Source organism: Thalassoroseus pseudoceratinae (assembly GCF_011634775.1).
GTDB lineage: Bacteria > Planctomycetota > Planctomycetia > Planctomycetales > Planctomycetaceae > Thalassoroseus > Thalassoroseus pseudoceratinae.
Map to the genome: position 1 here is coordinate 62,320 of NZ_JAALXT010000005.1, position 26,392 is coordinate 88,711.

Annotated in this window: 14 protein-coding genes; 9 read left to right on the top strand and 5 right to left on the bottom strand. The window is 55.7% G+C overall.

Going from position 1 to position 26,392, the window contains the following annotated elements:
- Window positions 1–65: 65 nt before the first annotated feature.
- Window positions 66–983, bottom strand: a complete 918-nt coding sequence (locus G6R38_RS18100; RefSeq protein ID WP_166829331.1) for a hypothetical protein — start codon at window positions 981–983, stop codon at window positions 66–68.
- A 446-nt stretch (window positions 984–1,429) separates the two neighbouring features.
- Here G6R38_RS18100 and trxA point away from each other — a divergent pair, with 446 nt between their 5' ends.
- The 4 genes from trxA to murJ all read left to right on the top strand — a co-directional run bounded on the left by trxA (window position 1,430) and on the right by murJ (window position 6,745).
- Window positions 1,430–1,765 carry a thioredoxin gene (gene trxA, locus G6R38_RS18105; protein ID WP_166829334.1) on the top strand — a complete coding sequence of 112 codons (336 nt, stop codon included), beginning with the start codon at window positions 1,430–1,432 and terminating at the stop codon, window positions 1,763–1,765.
- 85 nt (window positions 1,766–1,850) lie between these two features.
- Window positions 1,851–3,683 (top strand): coiled-coil domain-containing protein, encoded by a 1,833-nt coding sequence (locus G6R38_RS18110; RefSeq protein ID WP_166829339.1) that lies wholly within the window; start codon window positions 1,851–1,853, stop codon window positions 3,681–3,683.
- Window positions 3,684–3,851: 168 nt separating this feature from the next.
- Entirely contained in the window at window positions 3,852–5,096 is a 1,245-nt protein-coding gene (locus G6R38_RS18115) for a hypothetical protein (RefSeq protein ID WP_166829345.1), read from the top strand.
- Between the two features lie 56 nt (window positions 5,097–5,152).
- Window positions 5,153–6,745, top strand: a complete 1,593-nt coding sequence (gene murJ / locus G6R38_RS18120) for a murein biosynthesis integral membrane protein MurJ (RefSeq protein WP_166829350.1) — start codon at window positions 5,153–5,155, stop codon at window positions 6,743–6,745.
- Window positions 6,746–6,841: 96 nt separating this feature from the next.
- Here murJ and G6R38_RS18125 read toward each other — a convergent pair whose 3' ends face one another.
- Entirely contained in the window at window positions 6,842–8,947 is a 2,106-nt protein-coding gene (locus tag G6R38_RS18125; protein WP_166829357.1) for an elongation factor G, read from the bottom strand.
- A gap of 297 nt (window positions 8,948–9,244) precedes the next feature.
- A complete protein-coding gene (locus G6R38_RS18130) occupies window positions 9,245–10,480 on the bottom strand; it encodes a DUF4013 domain-containing protein (protein ID WP_166829361.1) in 1,236 nt (411 codons plus the stop codon).
- A 172-nt stretch (window positions 10,481–10,652) separates the two neighbouring features.
- Here G6R38_RS18130 and G6R38_RS18135 point away from each other — a divergent pair, with 172 nt between their 5' ends.
- From G6R38_RS18135 to G6R38_RS18145, 3 genes are all read left to right on the top strand, one after another.
- The gene (locus G6R38_RS18135) at window positions 10,653–12,275 is read left to right on the top strand and encodes a DUF1549 domain-containing protein (protein WP_240928265.1); all 1,623 of its coding nucleotides are present in this window, start codon (window positions 10,653–10,655) and stop codon (window positions 12,273–12,275) included.
- Between the two features lie 19 nt (window positions 12,276–12,294).
- Window positions 12,295–13,557 (top strand): DUF1501 domain-containing protein, encoded by a 1,263-nt coding sequence (locus G6R38_RS18140; protein WP_166829365.1) that lies wholly within the window; start codon window positions 12,295–12,297, stop codon window positions 13,555–13,557.
- A gap of 95 nt (window positions 13,558–13,652) precedes the next feature.
- Entirely contained in the window at window positions 13,653–16,127 is a 2,475-nt protein-coding gene (locus tag G6R38_RS18145) for a DNA internalization-related competence protein ComEC/Rec2 (RefSeq protein WP_166829368.1), read from the top strand.
- Window positions 16,128–16,142: 15 nt separating this feature from the next.
- Here G6R38_RS18145 and G6R38_RS18150 read toward each other — a convergent pair whose 3' ends face one another.
- Window positions 16,143–17,081: a ribonuclease H family protein gene (locus G6R38_RS18150; protein ID WP_166829371.1), complete on the bottom strand. Its 939-nt coding sequence runs from the start codon at window positions 17,079–17,081 to the stop codon at window positions 16,143–16,145.
- A gap of 61 nt (window positions 17,082–17,142) precedes the next feature.
- A complete protein-coding gene (locus tag G6R38_RS18155; protein ID WP_166829374.1) occupies window positions 17,143–20,289 on the bottom strand; it encodes a PQQ-dependent sugar dehydrogenase in 3,147 nt (1,048 codons plus the stop codon).
- Window positions 20,290–20,617: 328 nt separating this feature from the next.
- Between G6R38_RS18155 and G6R38_RS18160 the strand changes: the two genes are divergently transcribed.
- Together G6R38_RS18160 and G6R38_RS18165 are read left to right on the top strand one after the other, a co-directional pair.
- A complete protein-coding gene (locus tag G6R38_RS18160; protein ID WP_166829377.1) occupies window positions 20,618–21,373 on the top strand; it encodes a hypothetical protein in 756 nt (251 codons plus the stop codon).
- Between the two features lie 165 nt (window positions 21,374–21,538).
- Window positions 21,539–26,317 (top strand): PVC-type heme-binding CxxCH protein, encoded by a 4,779-nt coding sequence (locus tag G6R38_RS18165; protein ID WP_166829380.1) that lies wholly within the window; start codon window positions 21,539–21,541, stop codon window positions 26,315–26,317.
- The last annotated feature ends 75 nt before the right edge of the window (window positions 26,318–26,392 follow it).

Genomic DNA, 26,392 nt, shown 5'->3' on the forward strand with positions numbered 1-26,392 from the left:
GCAATGAGAAAAGCCGTCGGCGACAACCGACGGCTTTCGATTCTATTCGATGTGGCAGGGAATGTTTACTTCTGTACCAATTGAGTTCGCGATGGAGCCGAAACCCACCCCTCATTGGTCGGTTGCTGAAGAACGACCGGCTTCCAAGCATCTCGATTTCCTGCGATGAATCGAGCTGGTTGCAGAATCGGTCGGCGAGCGATTTTGTCGTCCAGATCCAGTGCGGGAGCTGGCTTGGGGTCCCAACTGTTCTGGTCTGGCATCTCGAACCGCGGAGTGGCTTGGTGCCGGATCAAGTTTCGTGGGTCCGGCCGATTGGAATTGTTAAATGTCGGGGTCGGTCCCGCATCGCGTGGACCAAAACCATCAGGTTGCATCGGCGAGCCGGAACCCGTTCCGTCGTATCCCCGATCGAGATCACGATCCCGCTCCCGGTCTCGATAGAAACCTGGATCGTCGCGTGGGCGGGGTTCTTCGTCAGCTTGTTCTTCGATGAACGTTCGCGGTCGATCGCCGTCCGCCGGTGTTGGGCTGCGATCGTATGGACGATCACTTGGGCCGTCACTCGGAATGGCGGGGCTGCTGCCGGAAACTCCGCAATCGCCGGTCGAGCAGTTTCCATTGCTGCAACCACTCACGCAGTTTCCGCTGGCACAGTCACCGTATCCACAACTGCCGCAAGGAGATGCACTGCATCCACTTACACAGCTGTTGCACGGGCTGCAACTTCCACAGGAGTCGCAAGCCGATGGCATCGCATAGCTCGTTGTTCCGCAGCACGAGCTCCCGCCATAATAGGCAGAATAAGTCGGATACGATGCGTAAGACGGCGCGTAGTAGGAACTGTAACCATATCCAACGGCATAGGTTGGGGTGTAGTTCGAGTAGTAACTGGGGAACAGGCATGCCTGGATGGACGTGGGACCGGCAACACTCGCCAATAGTCCGCACACCAGCACAATCGGGCCGGACAACGATTTCATGTCATATCCTTCGGGTTAATGTAGCCAAGGAAGTGAAAGAGGAGGGCCGAGTCCAGAATCATTCACGAACTTACCTCCGTTGTACCGACCTTTTGGAAGCAGTGTCAATGACCCTTTCACCTTTCCGGTTACGAAAACGTCGCAAGTCGTTACTCAAGTTACAGCAACGACTTGAAAATTGTTTCGGTCGACTTTGCGGGTTATATCGGTTAGGAAAACTAGCGGCCAAAATCGCGATAGCGAGGGGCCCGGTCGTGCACGAATGCAACGACAATAAACTGCCAGGAACATGAACACAATGTCACCAACACTAACTAGCTCGCGTTGACACGGTTTGGGCGCCCCCTATAATTGCGGCGATTTGGAAAAACAGGTACTTGGAAATCAATTGACAGCGATTGATCGCTTTTCCAGTCCGATCACCTTTTCAACGAGAATGACGACCTATGTCCGATGCCACAATGACCTTCACAGACGACAACTTCGAATCGGAAGTTTTGCAGTCCGATCAACCAGTCTTGGTCGACTTCTGGGCTCCATGGTGCGGACCGTGCAAACGTCTGGGTCCGACCATCGACGAATTGGCTGCTGACTACCAAGGCAAAGTCAAAGTCGGCAAAATGAACACCGACGAAAACATGCAGGTTCCTCAGTCGCTGGGTATCAGTGCGATCCCAACCGTATTGCTGTTCAAGAATGGCGAAATCGCCGACAACGGCCGCTTCGTCGGTCTGACTCCCAAAGAGCAATTCGTGCAAGTTCTTGACGCTTCGGCTGGTTGATCCCAGCCCCTCCCGGATGCTTGTGGATGGATGAAGCAAGTGTCCGTGGTTCGTTTCCAACAACAATCGGGAAAGGATTCCCACCATGAGCGCAGCTCGCCCCACGTCGGTACCGAATCAGCCGGGGGCTGATGCTGCGCCCGAACCGCATCTCAAGCTTGCCCCGCCATCTCGTCTCTCGCCTGCTGTCAAACCGAAAGCTGGCAGTCCTTTGTCGGCCTTGGCGGATGAACGCGACGCCCTCCACGAAGCGTCCCAAGCGGCGGAGAATCTTCAAAACCGGTTGGCCCAGGTCGAAGCCGCCGAGCAAGCCCTTCGCGAGCAAATTGAAGCCTTCGAACGCGATCGTTCTGCGTGGATCGAGGAGAAGTCCCAAGCAGATCAGGCTATTCGCGAACGTGTCCAGCTAGCGGACCAGCGAGATCGGGAACTCGATTCGCGATTTGCGGAGTCCGAGCAACTCAATCAGGAAATTGCGTCGCGTGCGGATGAATTAGACCAGGCTCGCAGGGCACTGTTGAGTGAACGCGAGACGCTTCGCGAAAGTGTCTTGGCGGAATTGGCCACCGAACGCGAGGAGTTGGAAGAATCCCGTGCGGAGTTGGCCACCGAACGCGGACGATTCGCTCAGGAAGTCGACCAGCACCGTCGCGATCACGAAGCGGCTCTCGAAGCGGTCGATCAACTTCTCGAGCAAGAGCGAAAACAGCTCGTGGAAGCGGTGCGGGTGGAACTCGATGCCGAACGGGCAAAGTTCCAAGAAGAGAAGGACACCTGGAAACAGGAGTGCGATGCCGAACGCAATGAGTTGCAAAAGCTCCGCGAACAAGGCGAACAAGAACTCACGGAGTTGCGAACCCAACTCGAAACCGAGATGGCCGAACGGCAAGCCGAACGAGACGCCGAGTTCCAACAACGCCAAGACGAATGGAACACCAAATTCCAATCGCAGTCGGAGTCTCTGGCCGCCGAGCAGCAGGATTTCGAGACGCATCGTCGGGAAATCGAAGAACGTCATACAACGGCCGTTGAACACTTCCGCCAAGAACAAGCCAACTTCGATAACCGTCGCCATTTCCAAGAAGAACACCTGAAGAAAAGTCGTGAGGAACTCAAAGCCGAAAAGCTAGAAGCCCGACGCGAACGCCAGAAGCAACGTCAGCATTTGCTTTGGCAGGAAGACTTAACTCGTCGCGGTCGGGAGCAATTGCGGCAACACCGCAAACGGTTGGCGGAAACGGAAGCCTCGATCGAACGAGAGCGAGACGCTCTGGCCGAGCAACGGGAACTCATTCAAGCGGAACTCCAGGCGGATCGGGAACAGGTGGCTGAGGAACGTCAAAAGTGGATGGAGGAGCGTTCCGTCCAACAAGCGACTCTCGATCAGCAGTATGCCACCTTCGGTGAGTACGCGGCTGAGTTGGATCGGCGACGGGAGCGACTCGATCAATTCCGAACGGAGTTGGAAGAGACGCATCGGCAGTCGCTCGAAACTCGATTGGCCGTCGAAGAAGCGTGGGCGAACTTCGCCGATACCGCCGGAACCGAGGAAGCAAACCAGCGATTGGAAGCGGCCCGTCAGGCGGTTGTCGCATTTTACGAACAGCTTCGCACCGGCATCCGAGCCGAACGCGAGTCGCTTGCTCAGACGGAAACCGTGGTGCGGAATCAACAAGTCGAACTGGCCCGCGAGCGGGAGACGCTCACCGAATGGTTCGGCGAACGCGAGTCGCTGCTTGATCAACGGGACGTCGAACTCACTCGGCAAACCAGTGACTTGGAAACCCGCGAAGCCGAATGGCGAACGCTACGGGATCGCTGGCAGGCCGAGAAACTCGAAGCCGAACAGATCATCCGAGAACTACTCGATCAAGTTCAACACACGACTCCCCCGCAGTCTGACCGACAAGCCGCTTAGACAAAGTCGCGAACTAATCTTGGAATTCGCCCGACATTTTCGCTGCAGAAAAGTGGGGTGGGAACGCGAGTCGTCATCGAAACGGGCTCCCGCGAATAAAATCGCTCTGGACGATTTGGCTTTCAATCGGAATGATTTATGAACGCTCACTTCGTCGGAGACAGAATCATGGTGCGAAATCCGAATGCAACGGTGTCCCTTTGGCTCGGGCTTATTGTCTGTGTGGTCACGGTGCTTGGTCACCTCAATACGGGGTTAACACAAGACCCAACGCCCCCAAATCCCACGGCGCCATCCACGACTGTGCGATCCGATTACGACGACACCGCGAAACCGACTGTTGTCACGCCGATGCCGACCAGTCAACCACAACCGGAACGCCTGCGGCCACTCTCGAAAACTGAACACAAACAGTTGCGGCAGGCGAGTGATGCCGCGATGGCGTTGGTTCGAGAAAGCGAACAAGCGTTCGATCGGGGTTTGATGTCGCTACAAGATCATCTGTTGCAATTGCAAACCGCCGATGATGTCGTCCTTTCCGCCGCGGGGTTGCTGCAAAACGACAACACTGCATTACGGCAAGTGCTGCGGCATCGGGTAGAGCGATTGCAAACCCTTCGGTTGGGGTATCAGGGTTTGAACAATTATTGGCCGGTTGCTCCTGGTGATCAGGCGTTGGTGGAAACGTTGCTCGCCCAAGCCGAGGCGGAGTTGATTGGGTTGGAAGACGAACGCGAAATTGATCGACATGCCGCTGCAAGTGCTCGCGTTGTGGATTGGTCCGACCGCCTGGTCCATGCCACGGAATTGGAAGTCTTCACGGGATCGGGTACGCCCGAAGAGAAGCTACAAGCTCGAAGAATTCGCGACGGATTGGATATCCCCCCTGAAGATGTCGCCGCCCTGCAAACCGCAATTCGTGATCAACGGGATGAGCAAGCCGCCTTCGTTCGGCAGCTGGAACGGTGGTCTCAAGTCGGGTCCCCATTGGGGCGGGCGGACCGGTTGGCCGCGGCGAAATTCGAATTGGCAAGACTCGATTACGATCTCGCCAACCTCACAGACAGCCCTTCCGCTCGCTCAACCGCATTCCGAGATGGCATGCAATCGTCCGCCGAGTTGCACGCGGCACTCGCGGAGTATTACCAAGTCGGCACGGCGTCGCTGTTCGATTTGGCAACCGCTTGGCAACAACGTCGCGGTATGGCTGCCCGCTTCGCGTCGGACACTGAAACAGTCGATCCCAGATTGCAACGACGGTTATCGCAAGACTTCCAAGAGATCCAACAGTTGGCAACAAACACGCGAGACCGTCGTGGACGAATCGCTGCGGACACCCAATTCATCAACGTGCTTGGCAACCGGGATGTCATTGATCGAATCGCCAACGCCCGCACAAACACACGCCGATAGACATTGCACACGGATCGCAGTTTGACGTATCGATCCGCTCTGGGAACGAATCAAGCATGGATGCGGAATCGTCCGGCAACTCGGTTGCTGGAAACGTGCGGTTGATCAGCGGATGCACGTTTCTGAGTCGCATTCTGGGCCTGGTCCGCGACGCGGGTATGGCCATGACCTTCGGCAACGGTCTGCTGATGGATGCCTTCACCATTGCGTTCCGTCTGCCGAATCTAGCCAGACGACTTTTTGGTGAAGGTGCTTTGACAGCTGCCTTCTTACCGGCATTCGTCGCCGAAGAGGAACAGTCTGGCCCCGCATCTGCTGCTCGGTTGGCACGCGGCGTGTTGTTCACACTTTCGCTTGTATTGCTTGCGGTCATTCTGCTGGCGGAAGTTGGAATCGTCGCGTTCGCGGTCCTTTCCGATCCCACACCCGGCAACGAACTTCTGCTGCAACTCACGGCGATCTTGCTGCCGTACTTGGGTTTCATTTGCTTGTCGGCTCAGTTCAGTGCCATTCTGCATGGACGGAACGACTTCCTTGCCCCGGCTTTGGTGCCGATCGTTCTGAACATCGTGTGGATCGCCGGCCTGATCGGTGTCACGACAGGAATAACCGATCCCAAAACGCGAATGATCATTTTGGCAGCGTGTGTAGTGTTCGCCGGTTTCTTGCAGTTTGCGTTGCCAGCCAGTGTGCTCTGGCAGCGAGGGTTTCCACTGCTGGGCGACTGGCGGGAGTCAAAATCTCAGGTCATTCACGTTTGGCAGGGAGTGTTGCCGATCTTGTGCGGATTGGCGGTCACGCAACTCAACCCGCTAATCGACAGCCTGATTGCGTGGTCATTTTCCGCGGAAGGTGATGCAACATCCGCGAACTCGCTGGCCAGCGGAACCGCGTCGGCGTTGTACTTAGGACAACGGCTATTTCAATTTCCGATCGGCGTGTTTGGGGTGGCATTGGGAACGGTGTTGTTTCCGCGATTGGCCCGATCAGCCAGCCAAAACGACTTCATTGCCATTCGACGTGAACTCGCGTTTGGACTACGGTTGGTAACTTACGTGACGATCCCCGCAACTGCCGGATTGATGCTTCTTGCCGGACCGCTGACCGATCTCCTCTTTCGACATGGTGCGTTTGATTCGCAAGACGCCCAACAAACGTCCGCGATGATCCTCGCGTACGGAGCCGGGGTGTGGTCGGTCTGTGGGTTACTGATCGTCAATCGCACCTTCTACGCACTCGGCAATCGAGAAACGCCGTTACGTCTCGGGTTATTCGCGTTGGTTGCGAATGTCGTGTTGGACTTCCTGCTACTACCGATCTTCAAAGGATCGGGTTTGGCGTGGGCAACTTCGATCAGCTTGACAATTCAATTAGTCGCTTCCCTCGTGTGCTTGCGACATACTCTAGGTGAGTTTCTCGATCGCGACGTATGGCGGACGATCGCGAAGTCTGTGCTTGCGACGACGGTAATGACGTTGGCTGTCGTTTCGTTGTTACGGACGCTCCCCGCCACCGAAACGCTACTCCACCGATTCCTACGGGTCGGTGTTCCAGTTGCGGCAGCGGTCGCGATTTACGCCGTCGTCAGTTGGCGACTTCGCATGCCGGAATTCCACGAACTACTCGGCCGTAGCGATTCGAAAACGTAGATGGAAAACGTATGTCACGCACCGTAAGCCGAACCGAGCGATCAACCCAGGAATGTACGGCTCACAGTACGGTGACACACATGATGCAATGCCCGATCAATCCTCCTCTTCTTCATGCTTGGCGGCGGCGATGACTTTTTGCTGCTCGTGAGCGGGCACGGTTTCGTAGTGACTCGGTTCCAGTGAATACGAACCTTGACCACCGGTGAGGCTGGAGAGATCGCGTGCATACGTCATCACTTCGACCAATGGCACTTTTGCTTTGATCGTGGTGAAACCGCCATCGGAGTCCATGCCCTCGGGACGGCCTCGGCGGGTGGAAAGATCGCCGGAGATGTCGCCGACTTTCTCGTCCGGCACGGTCACTTCGATATTCACGATCGGTTCCAAGAGCACCGGATGGGCTTGCATTGCGATGTCGCGGAAACCCCGGTCAGCGGCGGTTTTGAATGCGGTTTCGTTGGAATCGACGGGGTGATCTTTCCCGAAGAACAATTCACAAACCACGTCTTGCATTTGGTAACCGGCGAGCACGCCTTTGGTCATCCGCTCTTTCACGCCTTTCTCGACGGCGGGAATGAACTGATTCGGCACGCTCCCGCCGCTAATGCGGTCAACGAAAGCGAAATTCAAGGTCGGATCGTAATGGTAGGTCCGCAAATTCGGGAAGTTGTCCTTCACGAAGTATTCTTCAGGATTGACGTCACGCGGGCAGGCGGAGACACGCAAGTGAACCTCGGCGAACTGACCGGACCCACCGCTTTGTTTTTTGTGTCGATAACTTCCCTCGGCGGCACCGGTGACGGCCTCGCGATACGGAATCTTCGGTTGGTGCGTGATGATGCTCACCTTGTCGCGGTGGGCAAGCCGTTCTTCCATCGTCTTCAGGTGCAACTCGCTCATGCCGTGCATGACCATCTCATGCGTTTGCTCGTCCCGCGTGACGGTGAATGTGGGGTCCTCTTCCTCAAGTTTGTGCAGTGCCCCGGAAATTTTTTGTTGGTCGGCCCGACTTTTCGGCTCGACGGCCAACCCGATCATGGGAATCGGGAATGGAATCGCGGGCATACGATACGCACCAGCAGGGCTGAGGGTGTGGTTGACGTGTAAGTCTTCCATTTTTACCGTCGCCACGATGTCACCCGGCCCCGCCGATTCCACGTTTTCATGGCCGGAGCCCTGAAGTTCCATCAACTGATGAATCTTCATCGGCTTGGTCGTGCCGTCGCCGGTTTGAATCGTCATGTCTTTGGACAGCGTCCCTTGGAAGATGCGAATCATGCTCATTTTGCCAAGGAACGGGTCGATTCGCGTTTGAAAGACTTGGCCGATGAAGTCTTTATTCGGGTCGGCAACGATCGGTGTTTGCTGATCGCCCTGACTGGCGACGCGTTCGAGTTGTGTCGGGTTGAGTGCATACGCGGCCAGAGCGTCCATCAGTTCCGATACACCCACGTCTTTCTTGGCGCTGCAACAGAAAATTGGAATCAACGTCCCGGCGGCGATGGCTTTGGAAACACCTGCCGCAATCTCGTCTGCGGGAATTTCCTCACCATCGAAATACCGCATCATCAATTCTTCATCGGCCTCGACGATGGCATCCATCAACGGACCGGCGTATTCGTTCGGATCGACTACGACACCGTCCGGCACGGAATCGGGGACATTCAACGTGCTGACGACGCCGCTGAAATCCGCACCGGCTCCCACCGGAACTTGCATGGGAATACAAATGACGCCGAACGCTTCTTGAATCCGGCCGACGAGCCCGGTGAAGTCGATGTTATCGGCATCCATCCGGTTCAAGACGATCATGCGACCGAGACCGCTGGTGCTCGCTTTGCGGAACATCCGGCGAGTGTTGACTTCCAACCCGTGAGCGGCGTTGACTACGATGACGGCCGTCTCAACGGCTTGCAACGCCTCGATGGCTTGGCCGATGAAGTCGGGATAACCAGGCGTGTCGAGAACGTGAATTTCTTGATCGTTGTGCTCGAAATGAGCGATGGCGGAGTTGATGGAGTATTTGTGGAGTTTTTCGTCTTCATCAAAGTCGAATAGGCTTGATCCATCATCTACCGACCCGGCCCGCGAACTCGCACCGGCCTTGAACAACATGAGATCGGCCAGCGTCGTCTTGCCGCTGGCCCCGTGTCCAACCAGGGCCGTGTTCCTCACATGATCGACGGAAAATCCACACATCGGAGCGCCTTTCTGAAGAGAGACCGTGATCGCTCGCGCCGAACGGCGCGAACGCGCCACTAAAAAATCCCGAATGGAATTGGATGTTAAGATCCTACGAAGAAAATTCGCGGATTGCCACCAAATTCACGTTCGTTGATGTGTTGAGTCGGTGATAACGTGATGAGGTCTCGTGTGATGATGCGAAAAACAGGTGTCACTGGGCGGGGGTTCGTCCGTGTGACGTGGCCATGATCCTCGATTGAAGACCGGTGGCATCTTCCTAGCATCACACGCGACCTTATCGCCGCATCATCTTCAAAACGGCGATGGCAACAGCAACGCGTGATGTTGGAACAACACCTGACGGCCCTCGGCTCCGACGTACTGAGTGAAGAAGAGCAAAAACACATACGCCGCCAACAAGGGTCCGATGACCAATCGCCCAAGCCATCGCCAACCGAACCAGGCGGGGGTTTCGCGACGTTCCGCCCGAGCCACGGCCCATCCGGTGAGAATGCGAGCGGGATACACACCAACGATAAACAACGGCGTGAGCAACCAAACGGCATCACGGGGAGGCAACGCAACTTTCGCCAAATACAACGGCAACGCGAGCACATAAGTGATGACAATCGCGAACATCCACGCCAGTGGTGCGTTGCCAAACAGTCGTCGCGTTTCCTTCCACCGGAACAACGTGCGAAATTCATTGGTCGCCGCAAATCGAGCTTGTAACATCGGTAACCAACCGAATACGAGCATCAGCAGCATGCCACCGAGAACTGTGATCAGCAGTGTCGCCGGTTTATGGGAATCGGCGGCAGCGAACACCACAGTTGGCGGCACAAGCCAAATCAATCCGCCGATCAATCCTCGCAGTCCCAGCCAAAACATCTGGCCCGGTTGTGTCGCGCGTAATCCGTTGGCAAGCGTTTCGTCGGCTTTCAACCAGGCGTTGCGAACCCCGTGTTCACGGAGCCGGCCGATCAACCACGTCAAATTCTTCAAAGGACGCACGAAACATCCAAACGTACCGCCCCGCGCGAGTGCCAATGCGAGATGCACCCCCACCGTGACGCTGGCAATGTTCAACACCACGGTCCAACGGTTTGCGACGATGCCATCTGGATCGATCAAACGGGCATCGGTGGCAACACTATTGATGAACAGCAACGGTCCCAGAAAGAGTAGAAACCCAATCGCGATGCTTCCCAACCGGGGTGCGAATCCAAGCAGCGGAAAACCGTCCCGAAACCGTCCGCTCCGTACAACACGCCCTTCCGCTTCCAGGAAGTACCCTAAGACCAACAGATTCAAAACCGGAACGGCCGCCACGATGGCGAGCAATCCGATGAGGGTTCCCACGCCAAAGGTCATCCGTAGAATCCAACCGACACAACGCAGGGGATGACGCCACGGAACCGGAAACGGAGGGACTTGCGGCAATCCAGGGAGTGGCTCCGATGTCGATTCCGCTGTGGACTCCGGCAGTACATCGGTGCCCCAGACGGTTTCGGATTCGACCTGCGATGGCGAAGTGAGAGATGTCACAACACGTCCCCTTATTGACCTTCAGGAATCGTCACGCATTGTTCATTGACGAAGTACACACATTACCCACCCGCTCGCGAAATCGTTTCAGAAAATGAAACCACATCGGACTCGGCGAGGTAAAATGTGTCGCAGCCCTTCGAAATCTCACTCGCAAGCCGAGTCGATGGAAATGAATCGTTTTCGACTTCCCATATTACCACTTCTTGTCCTCACCGGCGTGATTGTCGCGGTGAGTTGGGCGGCCCGATCGTCGGTCAGCCGAGCAATTCCCACGAATCTGCCACGCGAGATGTCGCTAGGCAACGCCATCGCGGAAGTCGACCGAAAATTCGATGAGGAATGGTCGAAGTTCGATCTCGAACCGAGTGCGTTGGCCGATGACTTAACCGTCTTCCGGCGATTGTCGTTGGCCTTGCACGGTACGATTCCATCGTTGGAAGAAATCCGGCGTTTTGAGTCCGACGACAAACCCGACCGTCTCACCCGCTGGACTTTGAATCGCTTGCGGGACCGTCGGTTTGCCGACTACTTCGCGGAACGGTTGGCACGAAGTTTCGTCGGAACGGAAGACGGTCAGTTCGTGCTGTATCGACGCGATCGGTTCGTCAACTGGCTGAGTCAACGTTTGCGGGAAAACGAACCGTACAACGAAATTGTAAAACGATTGATCGCAACCGATGGCCTGTGGACCGGCGATCCGGCAACGAACTTTCTCACCGCTGCATTCAGCAATGACGAGTTCGACGAGGAAAAACTCGCCAGCCGCACCGTGCGGGCATTCCTCGGGCAATCCATGGACTGCGCCCAATGCCACGATCACCCCTTCGACAAATGGACGCAACCGCAATTTCAAGGATTGGCATCGTTCTACGGGCACACACAACTTCAGTTCGATGGCGTTCGTGATTTCGGTTTTGTCGACGGCGAGCCACTGGAGTACATGATCGAAGATCGCGAAACGCTGGAACAAAAAACGATCTCGCCTGCTGTCCCATTCGGTGAGGAATGGTTGCCTGCGAAGGGCAGTCGTCGCGATCGGTTAGCGGCTTGGATCACGCACGCTGAGAACCGGCGTTTCGAGCGAGCCATTGTCAATCGTGTGTGGGGACTGTTGTTCGGGCGACCACTCGTGCAACCCGTGGATGACATGCCGGACCCATCCGACGAGCCGGATTTGCTTGACATTCTCGGCCGAGATTTTCGGGAACACAACTACGATCTACGACGGCTGATTTTGACGATCACATCTTCAAAACCGTTCCGACTAGCGTCAACGCACTCGGAGACAGAAGCCCGTCGGTTTTGGACCCACGAAGAACACAGCGCGGTCTTTCCCGTCACTCGGTTGCGACCGGAACAGGTCATCGGATCGATGTTGCAAGCGGCCTCGGTGAAGACGATTGATCAGCAATCGAATCTGCTGGTGCGAACAGTTCGCTTCTTCCGCGAACAAGATTTTGTTCGTGACTTCGGCGATGCAGAGGGCGATGAACTCGCGGAGCGGGCGGGAACCGTCTCGCAAACTCTGTTGCGGATGAACGGCAATTTACCGCATGAACTCACAAAAGCAACGCCGTTGTCATCGGTTGGCCGAATCGCCCATTCCGCCGGCACGAACGAGGAGTGTTTGGACGTGCTGTTTCTCGTCTGCCTAACGCGTCGGCCCACGGAAGCGGAACGAACCGCGATGCTTGCTCAACTCGAAGGTCAATACGGTAACAATCGGGCTCGGGCCGTCGAAGACTTAGCGTGGGCCTTGCTCAACTGCGAAGAATTTTCCTGGAATCACTGATCAATCGAAAGCCTTTCGCATGACTTCCTTTCCTGACATGATACGTCGCGATGCGTTGAAACTGGCCGCCGGACTCGGGCTGAGTTTCTCACTGCCAGCCATGGATTCGCGGGCGGCGAACAGTCGCGGAGCGGAACGACCGAAATCGCTGATCCTCTTGTGGATGGCAGGCGGGCCGAGTCAGTTGGAAACGTGGGACCCGCATCCCGGCACGAAAATCGGCGGGGATACGCAAGCGATCGCGACATCTCAACGGGGGTTGCAGATCAGCAGTTTGTATCCGCGAATGGCCGAGCAAATGCGACATCTCAACGTGATTCGCTCGTTGGTTTCCGAGGAGGGCGATCACGAACGTGGCACGTACCTGCTCAAGACCGGCTATCGGCCAGATGTCAAACTGACGCATCCATCGATGGGGGCGGTGTTGGCTCACGAATTGCCCACGTCGAAGTTGGAAATCCCGGATCACATTTCGCTCGGCAGTAGTCCCGCTCCTGGTCGGGGTGGATACTTGGGTGATCAATTCGATGCGTTCAAGGTTTACGATCCCGGTCGAAGTTTGCCCAACTTGCGAGCACGAGTCCGGGATGAACGTCAGCAACGCCGCCTCGCTGCACTCGATGTGCTATCGCAAACGTTCGCATCGCGACGACCGCAGGTGAGTAGTCGCACGTTGCATCAGCACACCACGAAGCAAGCCCTCACGATGATGCAATCCGAGCAACTCAGTGCGTTCTCGATTGAAGATGAACCGGAAGCCGTTCGAGATGCCTACGGAGATTCGCAGTTCGGTCGCGGTTGTCTCGTTGCGCGGCGACTGGTCGAGCAGGGCGTGCGGGCGATCGAAGTCAACTTGGACGGTTTCGACAGTCATGCCAACAACCATGAAATTCACGAATCGCGAGCCAGCGAGTTGGACCCGGCGTTTGCGGCGTTGGTGAACGATCTCGTCGAACGTGACCTGCTCGATTCCACGCTTGTGCTGTGCATCGGTGAATTCGGACGCACGCCGAAAATCAATCCGCTCGCGGGTCGCGATCACTGGCCGACGGGGTTTTCGTGTGTGCTCGGTGGCGGCGGGCTTGGATCGGGTGTAGTCATCGGTGCGACCGACCCGACCGGGAAAAAGAAAGACCCGACCGATCCCGTCAGCGTGGCCGATCTCTTCGCCACCGTCTTTCAGACGCTCGGTCTTGATCCCGCGGAAGAATTCCTCACACCGATCGGCCGCCCCATGGCCATCAGTTCCGGCACCCCCTTGGAACGATTGCAAAAGGCGTAGCGAAACGATGAACCGACGCTGACGTTGCTTTCATTGCACGGCTGGGAATTGTCCGTCGATTGGGGTTTTCGAGGTAATCCGCCTACACTTGGTGCATGGATTCTCATTCGTCGCCATCTTCGTCGTTGCTTTCCGGTCGCGCACCGGCGATGTCGGTGGCTCTCGCGTTAATCGCGGGAATCCTGATCGATCGCATCGCTTCACCACTGATAACATCTTGGCTACTTCTCGGAACGGCTGTGGTTGTCGTCACGATTGGCCTCGTCCGGTTGCGGTATTGGCCGGTGGCGGGCGTCGGTGTGCTGGTGGGATTCGGTTGCGTTGGCGGAGCGATCCACCACCGCGATTGGTCCACCCAAGCCGCGAACGATTTGGCTCGGTTCGCCACCGAGGAACCGCAATTGGTGCGGGTGGAAGGCGTGTTGGCGACGCGTCCGGTGATCCGCCCGCGTGAAACCAGCCCGATGCCGGCCGCATATCCGCAGGTCGAAGAAACGTTGACCGTCCTGAGTTGTCAAACGCTCCATACTGTCAACGGACCGGAAACGATTGCGGGACGAGTTCAACTGCGAGTTTCCGGGCACCTCACGCACGGCATGGTCGGTGACAACGTTTGTGTGCTGGGTTGGTTATCCGTGCCGACACCGCCACGCAATCCCGGTGAGTTCGACTATGCAACCTACCTGCGACGACAGGGCATCGGTGCCATCTTACGGACCGGTCATCCCGATGCCGTGCAGACGCTCGACACCGCCGATGGCTTCGGTTTCCGACGATTCTTGAATCGAGTTCAATCGGAGGCCGAGACATTTCTCATTCATCGACTCGGTCCGGAACACGGTGCGGTGGCGTCGGCGTTGTTGATCGGGCAGCGGACACGGTTGCCGAAATCACTGCGGGATCAATTTGCGCTTACCGGCATGATGCACTTGCTTGCCATCTCCGGATTACACGTGGCGATTTTCGCGGGATTTGTGTGGGCGGGGTGTCGGTTGATGATGCTCACACCGCGAACCACTGGTGGCATCATGCTGCTGGCCGTCTGGGCTTTGGCAGTCGTCTCCGGATTGCGACCGCCGATTTTGCGAGCGAGTGTTTTTCTCACCATCTTCATTTTGGGCCAACTCTCGGCCCGTCCGACGCGATTGCTGAACATGTTGGGAGTGACAATGACCGTCCTCTTGCTACACGATCCACTGATGCTGTTCGATGTCGGTGCTCAGCTGTCGTTGCTTTCGGTCATGGGGATTTTCTGGTCGCAAACTTGGCCACGATCGCAAACGGAACCGGAGTTCGCCGATGAAAGTCGGTTGCCGACACCTTGGCAAGACGCCATCGCTGCCGTTCGAAATTTCGTGATCGACAGTGCGCAAGTGATGCTCGGAATTTGGCTGTTGGCAGCCCCTCTGATTGCGTCCACGTTCCAGATTGTTTCTCCCATTGGGCTTCTGCTGAATCTGATTCTCGTTCCCCTCGCGACTCCGCTATTGGGGTTTGGATACGCGTTGTTGCTATTCGGACCGGCGTGGTCTTGGCTGGGATGGATTTTGGGATTCTTGTTCGATTGGTTGCTGTCGCTGTTGTTGTTCATCGTGGAGAACGCCGCTGCGTGGTCGGCGGGGCATCTCGCGATTTCATCGGTTCCGATGTGGTGGCTGGTTGGTTATTACCTGGGATTGGCCGGCTGTTTGTGGCGATGGCGAAACACGTCCCAAACCCTTCGGCCGATTGTGTTCGGTGGGCTGGGATGGTTGGCGTTTGGTTTGATGGCGACATCGTTTCCCTCGCACGCCAAGGAACTGCGGTGCACGTTTTTGGCAGTTGGGCATGGTGTAGCCGTGCTGATCGAAACGCCCGACGGCGGAACCATGCTCTACGATGCCGGTGCGATTGACGATCCATCGCGTCCGGCTCGTGTCGTGACCACGGCACTTGCAACCACTAACCGCCCCCGACTGAACGGACTGATCGTGTCTCATGCGGACATCGACCACTTCAACGGTGTGCCGGAACTGCTCGACGATCTGCCAGTCGCGGGTGTGTTCGTCGCACAAAGTTTGTTGGATTTTCAGCAATCCGGCGTGGAAGTTCTTTGTGAATCGGCCAGCCAACACGACATCCCGATCCGACTCATTGGAGCCGGTGACACGTTGCAGCTCGATCCCGATGTCACGCTGACGGTCTTGGCTCCTGAACCATCTGTTCGTCATGCGACGGACAATGCGAACAGTGTGGTTTTGCTCGTCGAGTATGCTGGTCGTTCGATTCTGCTCACCGGTGATTTGGAAGCAGCGGGACTGGTGGAACTCACGCAGTTCGATCGCAAAGTCGATGTGCTGATGATTCCCCACCACGGCAGTCTGCAGACCGATCATGCAACTCTCGGGCGATGGGCCAACGCGATCGCCGCCATCGCCAGCAGCGGCCAACATGGTCTGGCTGACAAACTTCGCCCAATGTATCCGGCTTCCACACAGATTTTTTCCACAGCCGATCACGGTGCTGTCACGGTGACAATTTCCGAATCCGGAAGCCTCACGTTGACTCCCACGTTACCAACGCATCGCTAGACCAAGCGAACGGCTCTAGCGGTTTCGCCACAGCGTGTTCATGTCGATGCCAAGTTCCGCCTGCATTTCCGCGATTTCGCCGCGAAAACGTTTGGCGTCTTGCGGATACCCCTTGGTCGGTTTCAAGTCGGGCAGGTGTCGCAGCCAGAAGCGATTGAACAACACCATCGCTGTCTCTCGCAAATACTTTGACACCAACGACGCCACCGCAACCGGGAAAGCGGCTTCCGCTTTGGTACGAAATTGCAGTTCCGTTTGCCCCACACGATACCGGCTGAGATGCCGACCTTCTTCCTGTCGCATGACCATCTCACCATCGAGAATCTCCGCGAGCAGCTCATCGTACCGATTCCGTCCGCCGTGTTTGTCGATCACGATGAGACACTCGCCGTCGTCACAGGACCAAGTCTCGCCAAGCAATGCCAAGCAGTTTCGCGAATGAGCCAACGCCTTGTTGTTGACGGTTTCGACCAACTGATTCCACCGTGCCGTCAATACGACATCGCTACGTATCGACCGACAATGAATGCCATGACTTTCGCAGCATGCTCGCCAACGTTCGACGTGTTCCGTCAACGCTTGCGGGTCGACCAGAATCGGCAACGGCAAGTCATCCGCGTACCACGGTTCATTGGTGGTGAAATCGTTCCAGTCGCCGCCGATGATTTCCACCAACTCGGCAAGCGACTTGGGAAACCGACCGTACGCCAACCCCAACACTGCAAACACCGAGCGTTCCAGTTCGGTCATTCCCTTGGCAGGAGAATAGACTTCTTTCGAGTCGCCAATGTGCAACCGTTGTCCGTCGAACTGATTCGAGGCAACTTCCGCAAAGCACTCCCACAAGTCACACGCCCGCGGATCGCCTGGCGAATCCCAGACCGTTGCCGTCACCACCAACGGCCCCAAGTTCGGACCGTAACCGGCCTCGTCCATGCCAATCTGAATGCCCATGCAACAGCCCTATGGAATCAACGAATTTGTCACACCATGGTATGGCATGGGATCGTCACATTCACACCGTCGTCGCGAGACGGTTTGTTCCCAATTCGGGAATCCAGAAGAACAAATCATCGGCTTGGGTGGGTGACGGTGCTTCGATCGTGACAAACCTTCCGTTTCCTGCACCATTGATTGCTGCTGGTGAAGCGGGATTGTCGAGGAGTTCGAACAAACCGTTGTCCGCATCGTCGTTCCGGAGAAACAATCGATTGCGGCCTTGGAGCGGGTCGCCGAAGAATAAATCGTCGAACCCGTTGCCATCAAAATCGCCGACGAGAATCTGCGGATAGACACCGCCATTGATTGCCGTCGGTGCAATCACATTGGACACAATATCGATCAACTGAGCTTCGTCGACTGTCATCGACTCCGAAACATCAATCCGCCGATTCGCCCCGTTTTGCAAGTTGAAGAACAACAAACTCGTACCGACGCCAGCGAAATTGCCGACCCGCACCGTTTGATAATCGTTCCCATTCACGGCTGGTGGAGGAATGACATTGGTTTGAATATTGCTAATGCCGGCTGGGGCATTGCTGGTCGTCGAACGCACATGAACAATTCGGTTCCGCCCCGTCGCCGGGTTCCAAAAAAACAGCGAATCGTACTCGTTCCGTCCCAAACGACCGGAAACCGCCTGAGTAAAATCGTTGTTGATCGCTGACGGATCAATCACATTTGTGGTGACGATGCCTCGGGAAAGTTCCAACTGAAACAGGTGGCCGAAGCGATTTCGCCCCGTTGTCGGATTCCAGAAGAACAACATGTCTTGGTCGACGCGATCATACCGACCACTCACCAAAACGGTAAAATCGTTGCCGTTCAGACTTGTGGGAACGAAGTAATTGGTGAGAACCGTCCCATCCCCGAGCACAAACCGATTCTGCCCACTCACTGGGTCCCAGAAGAATTGATCTTCCAAACCAATACCATCGAAGTTCCCGGTGGCGATGTGAGTGTATTGTCCGTTGATCGTCGCCGGGTCGATGACGGCATCTGTAGTTTCCGCCAGAGGGTTGGCATCGCCGGTTGCGAGAAAAGTGGCAGTCAGATTCAGCCCCTCAGGGCGTGGGGTCACGGTGTGTGTTCGCTCTCCATCGTCCGACCATTCGTCAAAAGTCAGCGACATCCCACCGGCCACCTGGTTCTGCGGTGTGGAGAGTTCGTACTCAAAACCGTCGATCGCCACGAAATCCGCCGGCGTGGTGAGCGTTTGGCCGTTGAAAATCACGTCTAGACCCTCGGGCACGGTCGTGAGCATGACGGAACGCAAATTCGGTTCGATCACCATTTGCTCGACATCACGTAACCCCGCCGAATCCTCGACCGTCAAAGTGATTACGTAGGCGACATCGTTGAGTGTGTATGGGCTGATGGTGGCGGGTGTGAATTGACTCGAAGCCACGCCACCGATTTCGGACGAACTCAGAAACGGACGTGTAATCCCCGGCAACCCGTCGTTGTCGGCGTCGCCGCCATCGATGGTGGTCAGGTAATCGACACGCCACTCGAAACCTTCGGGGTTCAAATCGCCATCGGCTGAGTCGGTGGCTTCCCCACGAAACGAGATCTCGACGCCCGCGGTAAACCGCCGATTCTGAAAACCGGATTCGATGATAATCGTGGCGGTCGGCGGTTCGTTTTCGGTGACGCTGAGCGTCGCGGCTTCACTGATCACGGTGCGGTCCAAATCATCCGTGACGACAACTCGGAACAGGTCGCCGTCGTCATCGTTTTGAATGTCCATCAGTGTGATGGTTGGATTGGTCTCGCCGGGAATGTTTTGCCAGTTCGTCGTTCCGCTCTCCGCACGTTGCCATTGAAACGACAGTGGGGAACCGCCCGTCGCCGACACGGTGAACGTGGCATCGAATCCGATCGTCACGGTTTGGGAGTCCGGTTGATTGGTGATCGACGGTGGTGCATTCCCAAAGGAAAATCGCCGCACCTGACCGCGACTTCGGGACAGAACGTATAAGTTTCCGTCATCATCGATTTTCAAATCGACGGGGTTGCCGAGGTCGGACGCGAACTGATCGACTTCGCGAGTCGTCAGATCGATCCGCCACATGGTGCTTTCGCAAAAATCGGCGAAAAAGTAATCACCTTCGTACTCGCCGGGGAACTGCAACGTTTCCGGATTGTAGAAAACACCGCCGGTGATGGCGCACCCGTTGGGTGATGTTCCGCCGTGATCGTAGGCATAAAACGGATTGGCGAAGTCCGGAAACTGAGTGGAAGAAAAGTTGCCCTCGGTTGCGGGCCAACCGTAGTTCAAACCGGCTCCGCCTTCGTTGATTTCCTCGAACGTGTTCTGACCGACATCATTGATAAAAATCCGCCCAGTTTCCGGTTGAACCGCGAACGTAAACGGGTTCCGCAACCCCACCGCCCAGATCGCTCGGTTCACGCCGCTGGTGGTACCGTCGATGCCATCGAACGTGGTTGGGTTGTCGGCTGGCACACGGAAATTTTGGCCGTCATCGTCAGGAAAATCGTCTCCGCGAACATCGACACGCAAGAGTTTCCCGTGCCGGTTGGTCAAACTCTGAGCGTTCGCGGGCTGGGCGTTGTCGCCGGTGGCGATGTACAACATTCCGTCACTTCCGAAATGCAACGCTCCGCCATTGTGATTGCCCGCCGAGTGCGGATCGAGTTCCGTGATGACCTGCTCGCTTCCCGCTAACGCCAAATCGCCAGTGGCGTTTGCGGTGAATCGACTGACGCGATTGTGATTATCCGCATCGGTGGTAGTGTAATAGAGGTAGACAAACCGATTCGTCTCGTAATCCGGATCGAACGTGATTCCCAGCAAGCCCCGTTCGCTGAAGACTTGCGTGTCGATCGGTGAATTCTGCAAGAAATCCGCCTGCACACGGGTGTCGCCGTCCCACACTTCGATTGTGCCCGCGTCTTCCAAGATGAACAGCTTCCCATCCGGCGCGAATTGCATGGCCGTGGGGGACGACAAACCATCCACCACGACGGTTTCACTGAACCCGCTTGGCGACACATCATTCGCAACCGGGAAAGAGCCGTCCTGTTCCGGCGTGCTTTCCAACCCTGTGCCGGAGAGCAAGCAACGGACTTCCAAGGCTTCGATCGACCGACTCATCGAAGATCGCCGAGAGTTCCGACGCTGAGGAACACGATCACGCATACGTCGAATTCTCGTGGGCAGATCAACTGTGAAGTGGCCAAGCATCAGAAATCCTGTTCTCAATCTCGGTTGATGGTCGTTAGTCGAACGAATTGGCCCACACCTACCATGATGGCTTTCGCATGAAAGTAAAACCCGAAAAACGTGTTTTCCAAACACAAATGACGTTTCATGCGGCTGGGTTGGCGACGTCTCGGTGAAAAATCAACGCAACAGTCGATTCAAACCTATCCAGATGCATCCGCAGCGAGTAGCATAAAACATGAGGTTGGCCGCATCAGGCTGACTTTCTACCTGCCCACTTTCGTCCCTCAGGGGAGAACCTGCCATGACTCTGTCCGCTCGTTACTTGACTTGCCTCGTTTTGATCGGTGTTGCATCAACGGCATTGGCCGCCGACAAACCCGAGAAAAAAGGCCCCAACAAAGGCAGCCTGGAAATCACCGTCACGGTCGATGACCGGGAAAAGTCCTTCGATTCTCAAATTCGAGCGATCACGGAACTTCGTCGAGCCGAATCCAAATACCAACGGCTCAAGTCGGGCGAAACCATGATGTTCTCCTGCGTGATCGATCTAAATGAAACGAAGTACGAATTCACGGAACCGGCCGCCGCTCGCGAGGCGTGCCAGGCGTTGACGATGGCCACTCGTCGATTGTCCGCTATCCGTAAGGGACTGGGCGATATCGGTTCGATTCCGGAATACGACGAGGAAGCCGCGAAAAATGCCGCCGATGCCGACGCCCCCAAAGTCAGCCCAGCTCAGGCAATGGCGATTGTCCGCCAACGAATCAATGCGGCGTTGTACCAGCAAATGGTTCCGCGTGGCAGCGGTAGTGGCGGTCGCCCGTCGCAACCATCGCCGCCAAGTCCGCAAGCGATTCAACGACTCATCGCCCAGGAAGTGCAGAAAGCTCGCGATGAAGGTTTGTTGCCGTCAAACGCTGCCGGCCTCAATCCATTACAAGCTGGCGATCCCGTGGAAAACGAAATGGAAGCGATCACGCAGATGCTTTCATACGTCTTCAGCAAAGCGGAAACGCCCAGTGAAGAATCGGCAGAAGAAAAAGAAACCGACGAGTAATCGCGAATACACGCTCGCTTGCCTGGATTGAGACTCTGCACCTCACACCACCGTCGCAGAAAATCGGTGCATCTTTGCGGTGGATTTGGAACGTCGCGTCCTTTGCGTTTACAATGTGTGACCGCAAAGGGATTTTCCGACGTTTATCCAAATCGAGACCGCCAAATGCAGACTTCCATCGCGCCGCTACTGCTATTGCTAACATTCTTAACGAGTCCGGCGAACGCCGAGCCATTGGTTTATGAAGGAACCACCGGGCCTGGCGTGGGCAAACACATTGTGTTCTTGGCGGGCGACCACGAGTATCGGTCCGAAGAAACGTTGCCGGCTCTCGCGAGAATTCTGGCGAAGCGTCATGGATTCAAATGCACGGTGCTGTTTACGGTCGACCCGAAAACTGGCGAGATCGTTCCTGGTTCCAACTTCATGCCAGGACTGGAAGCCTTGAAGACCGCCGATCTCATGGTGATCTTCCTTCGCTTTCAGAACTTCCCCGACGAGCAAATGCAGCACGTCGTCGATTATCTCGACCGAGCCGGTCCGGTGGTCGGTCTGCGAACCGCGACGCACGCGTTCAAAATTCCTAAAAATCGAAAGTTCGCTCGCTTCGATACTTACTACCCTGGTCAAGAATATGAAAAGGGCTTCGGTCGTCAGGTGCTCGGTGAAACATGGGTCCGGCATTATGGCAAAAATCATGTGATGAGCACCCGACTGGACATTGTGCCGGATCAGAAATCTCATCCGATTCTTCGTGGCGTCGAGAAGCCATGGGTGCAGGCCGGTGGATACTGGACCGACCCGAAACCCGACAGTACCGTGCTTGCGTTGGCTCAGCCGTTGCAAGGCATGACGCCAGATTCTCCGCCCGTCGAAGACAAGGAACCTTGTCCCGGTGCGTGGGTTCGCAACTACCAAAATGGCGATGGGAAGTCGGGGCGAGTTTTCACCAGCACTTACGGTGCATCCGAAGACATCCTCAACGATGACTACCGCCGAATGCTGATCAACGCGTGCTTCTGGGCTGCCGGCATGGAAAGCAAGATCGAAGCCGATGCCCCGATTGATTTCGTCGGCCCGTATCAGCCGGTGACTTACCGATTCGGTGGCTACCGCAAAGGGGTGAAGCCAAGTGATCTCAGCGGTTGGGACTCGCCCATCCTGCCGATCGTCGAAGGCAAAGACACTCCGAAGGCTTCGTCGAAACCCGAGAAGAAGCCGAATCGAAAAAAAAAAGACAAGACCGCTAAGAATTCAGCCCCGAAAGACGCCCGAAACGTAATGCTCAACAATCCTCCGCCCGTGGTGACGGAGGATTTTGAGCCGTTCGGCATCTACGCCAAGTCCGCGCCGCGAGCCAAACCCGCGAAGCCCATCGCCACCACCTTGCCACTCAAATTGAACGAGGGCGACCGCATTGCGTTTATTGGCAACACGCTCCTCGAGCGTTCACAAGAGTTCGGGCATTTCGAGGCCATGCTGCATCAGGCGTTTCCGAAGCACCAACTCGTCACGCGAACGCTGGCATGGTCGGCGGACGAAATCAACAACCAACCCCGGCCAGACAACTTCGCCGACACCGAACAGCATCTGACGCACGAACAGGCTGACGTTATCTTCGCTGCGTACGGTTTCAACGAGTCGTTTGCGGGTGACGATGGACTTCCCGAGTTCCGCAAGAATCTCACCGAGTACATCAAGAACTTGAAGTCCAAAGCCTTCAACGGGAAATCCGCCCCGCGAATCGTGCTGATCTCGCCGATTGCCAACGAAGACATCAAGAACGTCAACGCCGCCACCCGCAACAACAAGCGTATCCAACAATACGCCGCCGTCATGAAAGAGGTAGCCCGCGAGCAGGAAGTTGGTTTCGCGGATGTGTTCCAGGCCACCCAGCAGGAGATGCAAAGCCTCGGTTCCGATCTCACGATCAATGGCATTCATCTCAACGAAGTGGGCAACCAGGTTTTCTCCGCGGCGTTGTTCGAAGAAGTTTTCAAAGCCGACGCTCCCGTTGTCAAAGACGCCGTTCGCACGGCCGTCATCGACAAGAACCGCGAATACTTCCGTCGGTTTCGTCCCGTCAACACCTTCTACTACACCGGCGGACGAAACAAAACGTATGGCTATCTCGACTTTCTTCCGGCGATGAAGAACTTCGATATCATGGCTCAAAACCGGGATGAGTACATCTGGGACTTGGCCCAAGGAAAGGCCACGAAAAATGGCCCAGATGATTCCAACGTGCCACCGCTTCCGAACACGCTTCAAAGTCGTGGAGCGAACGAATGGATGTCCGCAGCGGATGAGAAAACCGCCTTCCGTATGGACCCGCGTTTTGAAGTGAACCTGTTCGCCGGGGAAGAAGAGTTCCCCGACATCGCGAATCCCATTCAGATGCGTTGGGACTCTCGCGGCCGATTGTGGGTGAGTTGCTCCACGACGTACCCACACGTCTATCCTGGCAACCAACCGAACGACAAACTCGTGATTCTGGAGGACACCGATGGAGACGGCAAAGCCGACAAATCCACGGTGTTTGCCGACGATCTCCACATTCCGTTGTCCTTCGAATTTGGCGATGGCGGTGTGTATGTCTCCGAGCAACCAAACCTCAGTTTCCTCAAAGATACCGACGGAGATGATCGCGCGGACATCCATCGGGTTGTTCTATCCGGCTTTGGAACAGAAGACTCACACCACGCGTTGCACGACTTCGCTTGGACACCCGATGGCGACTTGATTTTTCGAGAGTCGATTTTTCATCACTCGCAAGTTGAAACCCCATACGGCCCGGTCCGCCAACAGAATAGCGGCTGGTTTCGTTTCGAGCCGAAAACTCATCGACTCACAAGTTTCGGAACGTACCGCAGTACGAATCCATGGGGTGTAACGTTTGATGATTGGGGACAGCACGTTGCGAGTCATCCCGTCTATGCAGCGGCGTTTCACTCGCTTGATCCGCCTTACCCACAGCAACACCCCGCACCGAAGGGTTTGCAAGCATACTCCGGTGTGTGCGGTCACGAATTCGTAGACTTTTCCACATTCCCGAAAGAGCTACAAGGCGGCTTCATTAAAGTCCGCTACAAACCTACCAACCGAGTCGAAATTCACAAATGGCATGAGACACCGTTCGGCTATCAGGAAGAATATGTTAGCGACATTCTGTTCTCGACGAACTTAAGTTTCATCCCAGTTGACCTTCGTTTCGGACCACGCGGCGGACTTTATGTCTGTGACTGGTACAATCCCGTCAAAGGACATATGCAGTATTCATTGCGAGACGAGCGACGTGATCGCCATTCGGGACGCATCTGGCGGATCACTGCCAAAGACAAGCCAACACAAGACCCCGTCGATATCGCAGGGGCTTCAACCCCAGAACTCGTCAAACTACTCGAACGATCCGAATATCGAATTCGCTATTGGGCAAAGCGTGAACTTCGTGAACGGAACCCAGCTGAGGTCGCGACAGCATTAGACCAATGGGTCATGAACCTCGATCCTAACGACCCTCGTTATCGACATCATCAAATGGAAGCCGTCTGGACGTATCGAGGCATTGATACACCCAGACCGAAACTACTCGCGGAATTGCTAGACTGCGAAGACCATCATGCTCGGGCTGCTGCAACCGAGCAACTACGGTATTGGCATCTTTATCTTCCGAATGCTATTCGACGACTCAACCGAGCTGCGAATGACTCGAATGCAATTGTCCGTATGCAAGCGGCCATCGCTGCCAGCTATATCGGTTCACATGACGCCTTCGAAGCGATGCTAGACGTCTTTAAGTATCCGCGTGAAGGTCATGTGGCCTATGCAATCACATGTGCCCTTGGCTCACACACTCTCAGACCTCATTGGGAGAACAATCCCAAGTACGGAATCGCTGAGTTACTAAAGAAGGCGGCTAAGAAACAAGTCATCAAAGAACCCACGCCAACGGCCTCGCAAGCGCAGTTTGATAGTCAACCGGATCTCAAAAAGGTTGCCATTGCCTGCGTGCCCGAACGGATGTTGTTTACTGTCAAAGACTTCTCAGCCAAGCCAGGTCAACCGGTCAAAGTTGTGTTCACCAACGGCGACGCAACCGATCACAACCTCGTCTTTGTGAAACCGAATGCACTCGCGGAAGTGGGCATGGCGGCGAACGAAATGGCTAAAGATCCTCGCAATGCGAGTTCTGACTTTATCCCTCCGCAAAAACGCAACTTGATTTTACACGCTTCCCCGATGATTGGCCCAACCCGCCCAACTCAAGTGCATGTCTTGCGTTTTAAGGCGCCGACCGAGCCCGGCATTTACCCGTATGTTTGTACGTTTCCCGGACACTGGGTTGTGATGAATGGCGTGATGGTGGTGGCGAAGAATGAATCAGCCGCGAAGGAGCTACTTGCTGAGAGTCGACCGCAAGTCATTAAAAAGTGGACGATGGCTGACTTTGAAGAATTCGCCAAACTAGCACGTCCACACAACGAAACCACAGCCGCTCGTGGAATGACTGCGTTCGTGAAAGCCCGCTGCAATCAATGTCATGTGATTGCCGGTCATGGAGTCAATTTAGGACCGGATCTCACAGAATCAGTCAAGAAGCTCAAAGGACGGGAATTGCTCCAACAGATGATCGAGCCATCATCCCAGATCCATGCAAAATTTCAGAACTATCAGTTTGTGACTAGTGAAGGGCGTGTGGTGACTGGGGTAATTGTCAAAGAAGATGACACTAGTTATCAAGTGGCCACAAACTTACTCACACCGAACACACTGACCACGATTCGCAAGCAGGATGTCGATCTCAAGATCGAATCCAAGACCTCACCGATGCCCACTGGCTTACTCGATGTGCTAACAAAGGATGAGATTCTGGATTTGCATGCGTTCGTGGAATCCGGCGGTTTCAAACTCCCCAAACACTTGCAGCATCACCACAAACACTAGACCAAGTCTAGTTTTGATGTAGCGGGTGACGCTCTATGTTCTGTGGCCCCCCCTCAGACGCGATACACAGTAAAC